Consider the following 6,799-nt stretch of genomic DNA (forward strand, 5'->3'; position numbering starts at 1 on the left):
TGTGCGGCGCCGTCGTCATGGCCGGCCGGCGGCTCGTCATCAGCAGGGAGACGCCGCTCAATCCGGCGGCCGTGCTCGCCGTGGGAGTCGCTCCGATCCTGGGCATCGGCTCGCTCGCCTATTTCCTCGAGCGGCTCCTGCTGAGCTGACGCGCGTGTCTCCCGGAACCGTCCAGAGTGGCGCACCCGGCGGAAACACGGCGTTAGGATGGAAGCATGTCAATTCTTGCGCTGGAAATCTTCTTCATCTCCCTGTTGGTGATCGCGGGCCTCGGCATGGCCGGCTTCGCTGCACTCGTCGTCACGCGCCTGTACAAGGGCCAGAAGTAGCGTTCGCTGATCCATGTCGTTTGAGATACCGACGGACCTGACTCCCGAGCTCGTTCCGCTGTCCTGGCTGCTGGGAATGTGGGAGGGCTCCGGCAGGCTGGGCGAGGGCACCGCTGATTCCGAGCACTTCTTCCAGCGTGCCGTGTTCACCCAGCACGGGCTGCCCTACGTGCAGTACACCGCTGAGAGCTGGCTGACGGATGAAGAGGGCAATACCCTTCGTCCGCTGTCGGTGGAGACCGGCTTCTGGGCGTTGGACCGCAAACTGAACGATGCCGACGTCGGGCCCGGCCTGTCGCCGGCGGACATCGTGCCTGCCCTGAAGAGCGCTGACGAGGTCGAGCAGTTCCGTAATGATGCGGGCGGGTTCGACATCACGGCCACAATCGTCCACCCGGGCGGTATCGCAGAGCTGTACTACGGCAGCATCAAGGGTCCGCAGATCCAGCTCTCCACGGACCTCGTGATGCGCGGCCAGCACTCCAAGGACTATTCGGCGGCCACGCGGCTGTTGGGCCTGGTCAACGGAGATCTGTACTGGCGTTGGGACATCGCGGCAGACGGCAGCTCACTGGAGCCGCATGCCTCCGCGATCCTCAGGAAGTCGTCCTGAGCGGCACTGCGGATTGTATGAGTGCTCCGTTGGAATACCCCTTGCCGGAATACGCTTTGCAGCCTATGACGTTGCCAACGGTATGACTTACTCAAGCCCGCTACTTTCTCTGCCCGGCGCCGTAGCTGCCGGCGCACCCGATGAGGGGGTGGCAGCGCACTACGGTGACCCGCTCCGGGAACAGCGTTCCCTGGCCCGCGGCGAGGCCATTGTTGATCTTTCCCAACGCGGTGTCGTCACCGTCACCGGCCCTGACCGCCTGAGCTGGCTCAACACCCTTTCCTCGCAGCTCCTGCTCGACCTGGCGCCGGGTGAATCGACTGAAACGCTCCTGCTCACCGTGCAGGGCCGGATCGAATACAGCCCCCGCGTGGTCGACGACGGCGCTACCACCTGGCTGCTCACCGAAACCTGGGAAGCCGCTCCACTTGCTGCATGGCTTGACCGCATGAAGTTCATGCTTCGGGTAGAGATTGCGGACGTCACTGGTGACTGGGCCACGCTCGGTTCAGTCCGGCCGGTAGAGCGGTTCGCGGACAACATCACCTGGACGGACGCCTGGCCTCACACCCGCACCGGCGGGTACTCCTACAGTGTCGTCGGCGAGGAATCACACCCGGGTGCGGAGCGGCCCTGGCATGAATACCTGGTTCCCCGCGCGGAACTCGCGCAGTCCGTGGATGAGCTGAACCTGGCCGGTGTCATGGCGTCGGAGGCGCTGCGCATCGCTGCCTGGCGTCCGCGGCTGGGTGTGGAGACGGACGAACGCACCATTCCGCACGAGCTGGACCTCCTGCGGACGGCCGTCCACCTGTCGAAGGGCTGCTACAAGGGCCAGGAGACCGTCGCCCGCGTGCACAATCTGGGGCACCCGCCGCGTCGGCTCGTCTTCCTGCAGTTGGACGGAAGCCAGCACACCCTCCCGGAGCGTGGAAGCGCCGTCGTCGTCGGTGGCCGGACGGTGGGTACGCTCACCTCAGTCGGGCAGCATTATGAGATGGGTGCTGTCGGTCTCGCCGTCATCAAGCGCAGCGTGGACCCTGAGGCTGCCGTAGACGTGGTCGACGGCGAGGAGCACTACGCCGCCGCACAGGAACTGATTGTCGCCACGGATGCCGGCCAGGTTGTCGGCCGTCCCACCGGACTGCTGAAAGGCGGTAGGGGATGACCGAGCAGGAAGCCCCGGATTCTTCGGCTGACGCAGCAATCGCGCTTGCTCACCGACTCCTTGACGCAGCACGTGAGGGTGACGGCGCAACCCTGCGGAAGTATCTCGACGCCGGAGTGCCGGCCACGCTGACCAATGCTGCCGGAGACAGCCTGGTGATGCTCGCGGCCTACAACGGGCACGCGTCGGTCGTAGAGGACCTCCTTGCACGTGGAGCCGACGCAGAGGCCCCCAATGATCGCGGCCAGACTCCGCTGGCCGGTGCGGTCTTCAAGGGCTACGCGGACGTAGCGAAAGCGTTGCTCAGTGCAGGCGCCAGCCCGGACGCCGGAACGCCATCGGCCCGCGACGCCGCAGCCATGTTCGGCAGGACGGACATGCTGAAGCTGTTCAGCTAGCCGCGCTGTTCCGCCTCTCCTCGCACAGCGCCGCTTTCCAGCACAACGGAGGTCTGGCTCCCTGCGTGGACAAAGCCTGCCCGGAGCGCTGTACGCTGCGAGGCCACATTGTCCGTGCGGGCACGCCACTGCGGAATGAGTCCGGCAGCCATTGATTCCTCCACGGCAACCGACACTGCATAGGATGCATGACCCCGCCGGCGTTCATCAGGGGCGGTGAGGACGCCGAGGTGGGCAAGGATGCCTTCCCAGATGTCATAGCCGGCGCCGGCGAGCGGGAGCGGCGGTTCGCTGGACTCGTCCACGAGGACGCAGCTGTTCTCCATAGCGCTCAGCCCCACCTCGGCCACATCATCCGGCGGGCAGAGCCGCTCGAGCGCCCGCGCGTGCGCGGGGTCGCTGCTGACCAGGGGCCCGCTGTCCGGGAATGACGGCAGGTTGTCAGAGAAGTACAGGTACGCTTCGCCGAGCCCCCGTCCGCCGTGCGGGCGGCTCATGGACAGCAGCGTTGAATGCCGTGAAAGTTCGACGCCGGTCAGATCCTTTGCTGCGTCCAGCGCCCAGGTGGGCCCGACCAGCGCTTCCTTCCCGAAGAGGGACACGAACATGAGCAGCGGTGCGTTGTTGTCTTCGCGGTAGATGCGGTGGCATGTGCCGGCCATGGCGCCGTCTTCGAATCCCAGCAGCCTGGACCAGGCCAACTGGATGATCGAGATTGTGCCTGGTTCGAGGTTCATGGAACTTCCGTTAGCTGGGAAGGGCAGACGTCCGGGCGGTACTCAGCCGAAGAGGATGGCCGCTTCGTCGTAGCGGTGCTGCGGAACGCATTTGAGGTTGCCGAGCGCGGCATCGAAACCCACGTGTGCGATCTCGGTGCCGTTGAGCGAGACCATGGTGCCCCACAGCCCGTCGATGACCGAGTCGACGGCAGCCATACCGAGACGCGTGGCCAGCACCCGGTCAAAGGCGGAAGGGACGCCGCCCCGCTGGATGTGCCCGAGTACCGTGGCGCGGGTTTCAATGCCCGTTCGGGCCTCGATCTCGGGAGCCAGCTGGTCCGCGATACCGCCCAGGCGCGGCCTGCCGAAGGTGTCCAGCCCGCGCTCGGAGTGCGGCTGCTCCATGTGTGCGGGGACAAAGCCTTCGGCGACGACCACCAGCGGCGCGCGGCCGCGGTCCCTGGCATCGGTGACCCACTCGCAGACCTGTTCGATGGAGGTTTGCTGTTCGGGGATGAGGATGGCGTGTGCACCGGATGCCATGCCGGCGTGTAGGGCAATCCAGCCAACGTGGCGGCCCATCACTTCGGCGACCATGCAGCGTGAGTGTGATTCACCCGTGGTCCGGAGCCGATCGATGGCTTCGGTGGCAATCTGCACGGCTGTGTCGAAGCCGAAGGTGTAGTCGGTGGCGTCGAGGTCGTTATCGACAGTCTTCGGGACGCCGACAATCTTCAGCCCGGCGTCCGTGAGGCGCTTGGCCGCTGCCAGGGTGCCTTCGCCGCCAATGGCGATCATCGCGTCGATGCCGAGCCGGTCAAGGGTGGCCTTGATCGCGTCAGGGCCACCCTTGCCGTCGAACGGGTTGGTGCGCGAGGTCCCCAGAATGGTGCCGCCCTGCTTGGAGATGCCCCGGACCGCATGCCGCGGAAGGTCGATGATGTCGCCTTCCACTACGCCCCGCCAGCCGTCACGGAACCCCACGAACTCGAGGTTGTCGGTCTTGATGCCCTTCAGGACAGCTCCGCGGATTACCGCGTTGAGCCCGGGGCAATCGCCTCCGCTGGTGAGGATTCCGATCTTCATCTAAGGCGTTTTCCAATCAATGGTGGACTTGGGTGATCTGGTCAGGCGCCTCCTTGAGCCACGTATGATTCTAGACACACTGAACCGCCGCGGGGGTTTGTGAAGGCCCCGTGGCGGTTCCGGAACGTACAGTCAGCGATTCGAAACGAGCTTTTCCAGCGCAATCGTGCCGTCGGTCTTGGGCAGCAGCAGCCAGAGCACTACGTACACCGGCAGGCCGATCACGGGCAGCAGGAAGCTGAGCAGGATGCCGATCCGCACCAGTCCCACGGACCAGCCGAACCTGAGGGCGATCCCGGAGGCGATGCCGCCGAACCAGCCGCCCGGCGCGCGTTTGATGGGGGAGGAGCGGAGGGCGTTGAAGAAGGAGTTCATTAGTCCATGCTTTCGTAGTGGAAGGGGAATGTCACGGGCAGTAGGGGATTGGCTGATACCGCTCAGTTGCGGCGGTTCATTGAAAGGATGCCGCCGATGATCAGGGCCACGCCGGTGGCGACGAGGAGCACCATAGCCACGAGTACCGGGTCAAGCACCAGGCCTGTCAGTTCACCGGCCAGCACGAGGATGCCAATCACAATGGCGAGGACGCCCCAGATGATGGTCCCGGCGCGGGGCCGTGCGTCGTCGTCATGCTTGTTGGGGTTTTGCTTGCTGGGATAGAGGGTGCTCATCGTTCCTGCCTGCTTTCGGTGTCCAGGAGTGCGGTTTCGGTGGTGGCGACGGTGATGTGGCTGACCACACCGCGCATGTCGAGAATGATGCGCGGGCCGTCTGCGTCCTCGTTAAGGTGCAGGGTCCGCGGCTGCCAAATTCCACCGACGCTGGTGGTTTCACCGGCACTCACCACCTCGGTTGAGCTCAGCGCCAGCCGCGACCGCACATCAACTGGAACGCCTTCCGGAACCAGGATCCCGACGTTCCCGGCCGCTGCGTTGACGGGGATGATGACGTCCTCAGTGATGTCCGCGAGTCCGGTCAGATCCACGCGGCCCTGGCCGACGACGACGGTGTACCCCTCGGATGCCGGGCTTGCGGCCGTGATGGACCATCTGCCGTGATCGGCGAGGACCCAGTTGCCCGTCACGGGCGACGCTGACGAAAGAACGGTGGCCGCAATCCCGACCGCGGCCAGGAAACCGAGTCCGCCGGACGTGCGTCCGCGGATTCCCAGCAGGACAATTCCAAGCCCCAGAACGACGACGCCGGTCGCCAGTGCCACAGCGATGACGCTGCCGCCGAGCGCCAGTACGCCGACATAGTCAAGGACCAGCACGAGTGCTGCGAGGAGGAGCGCGCCGCCGAGGAAGATGGCGACGTCGGCTCCCGTGGGGCGCGGTGCCGACGCTTTAGCGACGGCCTTGACCGGAGGGCGGGTCGGGCCGATGAATGGTCGGGTGGGAGGAGGAGCCATCGAATAGACGTCAGTGGGCGCGGTACCGGTAGCGCTGCCGGTCCCCGCTCCATCGTTGCTGTTCCTGTTCCGGTTGGCGTTGGAGATCCAATAGACAATGAACACCGCAACCCCGATCCAGAACAGGCTCCAGATGAACCCGCCGAATCCGCCGGTATTGCCGAAGAACGGCGCGTTGGGGCGCCACAGCCCGAGGAGGGAAACAACCAGGGCACCGGTCATGCCGGACGTCCAGCTGCCGCGTGCAGCGGATTCCGCGTGGATGCGACCGTCGGGTTCCGGCAGGAGTGCCCACGCAAGCCCATAGGCGAGCAGCCCGATTCCGCCGAAGATTGCGAGCACCACAAAAAGTCCGCGGACCAGGACCACGTCCAGCCCGGTTCGGGCGGAAATGCCGGTTGCGACTCCGCCGATCCAGCGGTCCTGCCCCCGGGTCACCCGCAGGCTCCGGACCCAGCCGAAGAAGCCGGCACCGGAGCCGGCGCGTGGAGTGCTGGAAGCGGCGCCCGGGGAACCACCGGGTGTTGCACCCGGCTGGCCGCCGTCATATGCGTGGGGGTATCCGCTGCCTGCAGCGGATTCCGGAGCGCCGTCAGCGTCCCGGGGCGAGGAGGAAGGGCCATCATGCGAGTTCATATCTTCATCCTTGTCCTCCGCCGGCGTTCCAACCATCGGGGCTGACCCTGAACCATCCCTGAGCTACGGCGGTATTCCCCTGAGAACGGGTAACGGCGAGCCCTGAGCGTGCTTGGATTGACTCATGAGACCCCCGCTGCTCCGCTCCGATGATGCCCTCATCGCGGGCGTCTGCGGCGGCCTGGCAGCACACCTCGGAGTCTCGTTGCGGGTCGCCCGCATCTCCATGGTGGCGCTTTCCCTGGTGGGCGGTGCCGGCGTCGTTCTCTATGGCTGGCTGTGGCTGCTGGTTCCCACCACTGAAGAACGACGGCGGGGCGTAGCGACTCCCGCCGGCCTGCGGCTGGGCGCGCCCGTCCTCGCAGGACCGGGATCCAAACCGCCGCGGTCATTCGGTGCTGCGGGCAGCAGGGAGGTGATGATCGGCGTCGGGCTCCTC

General features: G+C 65.8%; 9 protein-coding genes. 4 read left to right on the forward strand and 5 right to left on the reverse strand.

The window, feature by feature from the left end:
• Window positions 1-342: 342 nt before the first annotated feature.
• The 3 genes from P4U43_RS17265 to P4U43_RS17275 all read left to right on the forward strand — a co-directional run bounded on the left by P4U43_RS17265 (window position 343) and on the right by P4U43_RS17275 (window position 2,508).
• Complete coding sequence (locus tag P4U43_RS17265) at window positions 343-942, forward strand: nitrobindin family protein (RefSeq protein ID WP_277359839.1); 600 nt, start codon at window positions 343-345, stop codon at window positions 940-942.
• An 82-nt stretch (window positions 943-1,024) separates the two neighbouring features.
• Window positions 1,025-2,110, forward strand: a complete 1,086-nt coding sequence (ygfZ, locus tag P4U43_RS17270) for a CAF17-like 4Fe-4S cluster assembly/insertion protein YgfZ (RefSeq protein WP_277359840.1) — start codon at window positions 1,025-1,027, stop codon at window positions 2,108-2,110.
• A complete protein-coding gene (locus P4U43_RS17275; RefSeq protein ID WP_277359841.1) occupies window positions 2,107-2,508 on the forward strand; it encodes an ankyrin repeat domain-containing protein in 402 nt (133 codons plus the stop codon). Before ygfZ ends, P4U43_RS17275 begins: the two co-directional genes overlap by 4 nt.
• Here P4U43_RS17275 and P4U43_RS17280 read toward each other — a convergent pair.
• The 5 genes from P4U43_RS17280 to P4U43_RS17300 all read right to left on the reverse strand — a co-directional run bounded on the left by P4U43_RS17280 (window position 2,505) and on the right by P4U43_RS17300 (window position 6,360).
• Entirely contained in the window at window positions 2,505-3,245 is a 741-nt protein-coding gene (locus P4U43_RS17280) for a GNAT family N-acetyltransferase (protein WP_277359842.1), read from the reverse strand. The two genes, P4U43_RS17275 and P4U43_RS17280, sit on opposite strands and share 4 nt — an antisense overlap.
• Before the next feature lie 42 nt (window positions 3,246-3,287).
• On the reverse strand, window positions 3,288-4,313 hold the full coding sequence (locus tag P4U43_RS17285; RefSeq protein WP_277359843.1) for a 6-phosphofructokinase: 1,026 nt from the start codon (window positions 4,311-4,313) through the stop codon (window positions 3,288-3,290).
• Window positions 4,314-4,445: 132 nt separating this feature from the next.
• Window positions 4,446-4,688 (reverse strand): PspC domain-containing protein, encoded by a 243-nt coding sequence (locus P4U43_RS17290; protein ID WP_277359844.1) that lies wholly within the window; start codon window positions 4,686-4,688, stop codon window positions 4,446-4,448.
• Window positions 4,689-4,750: 62 nt separating this feature from the next.
• Window positions 4,751-4,984: a hypothetical protein gene (locus P4U43_RS17295; protein WP_277359845.1), complete on the reverse strand. Its 234-nt coding sequence runs from the start codon at window positions 4,982-4,984 to the stop codon at window positions 4,751-4,753.
• On the reverse strand, window positions 4,981-6,360 hold the full coding sequence (locus P4U43_RS17300; protein WP_277359846.1) for a PspC domain-containing protein: 1,380 nt from the start codon (window positions 6,358-6,360) through the stop codon (window positions 4,981-4,983). The genes P4U43_RS17295 and P4U43_RS17300 overlap by 4 nt, the downstream gene beginning before the upstream one ends.
• A gap of 124 nt (window positions 6,361-6,484) precedes the next feature.
• Between P4U43_RS17300 and P4U43_RS17305 the strand changes: the two genes are divergently transcribed.
• On the forward strand, window positions 6,485-6,799 hold a 315-nt coding region (locus tag P4U43_RS17305; RefSeq protein WP_277359847.1), incomplete at its 3' end, for a PspC domain-containing protein.

This window comes from Arthrobacter vasquezii (assembly GCF_029455255.1).
Classification (GTDB): domain Bacteria; phylum Actinomycetota; class Actinomycetes; order Actinomycetales; family Micrococcaceae; genus Arthrobacter_D; species Arthrobacter_D parietis.

Excerpts from the sequence above, each read along its gene's own strand:
- P4U43_RS17265 (WP_277359839.1), top strand. The coding sequence starts at position 343 with ATGTCGTTTGAGATACCGACGGACCTGACTCCCGAGCTCGTTCCGCTG.
- ygfZ (WP_277359840.1), top strand. The coding sequence starts at position 1,025 with ATGACTTACTCAAGCCCGCTACTTTCTCTGCCCGGCGCCGTAGCTGCC.
- P4U43_RS17275 (WP_277359841.1), top strand. The coding sequence starts at position 2,107 with ATGACCGAGCAGGAAGCCCCGGATTCTTCGGCTGACGCAGCAATCGCG.
- P4U43_RS17280 (WP_277359842.1), bottom strand. The coding sequence starts at position 3,245 with ATGAACCTCGAACCAGGCACAATCTCGATCATCCAGTTGGCCTGGTCC.
- P4U43_RS17285 (WP_277359843.1), bottom strand. The coding sequence starts at position 4,313 with ATGAAGATCGGAATCCTCACCAGCGGAGGCGATTGCCCCGGGCTCAAC.
- P4U43_RS17290 (WP_277359844.1), bottom strand. The coding sequence starts at position 4,688 with ATGAACTCCTTCTTCAACGCCCTCCGCTCCTCCCCCATCAAACGCGCG.
- P4U43_RS17295 (WP_277359845.1), bottom strand. The coding sequence starts at position 4,984 with ATGAGCACCCTCTATCCCAGCAAGCAAAACCCCAACAAGCATGACGAC.
- P4U43_RS17300 (WP_277359846.1), bottom strand. The coding sequence starts at position 6,360 with ATGAACTCGCATGATGGCCCTTCCTCCTCGCCCCGGGACGCTGACGGC.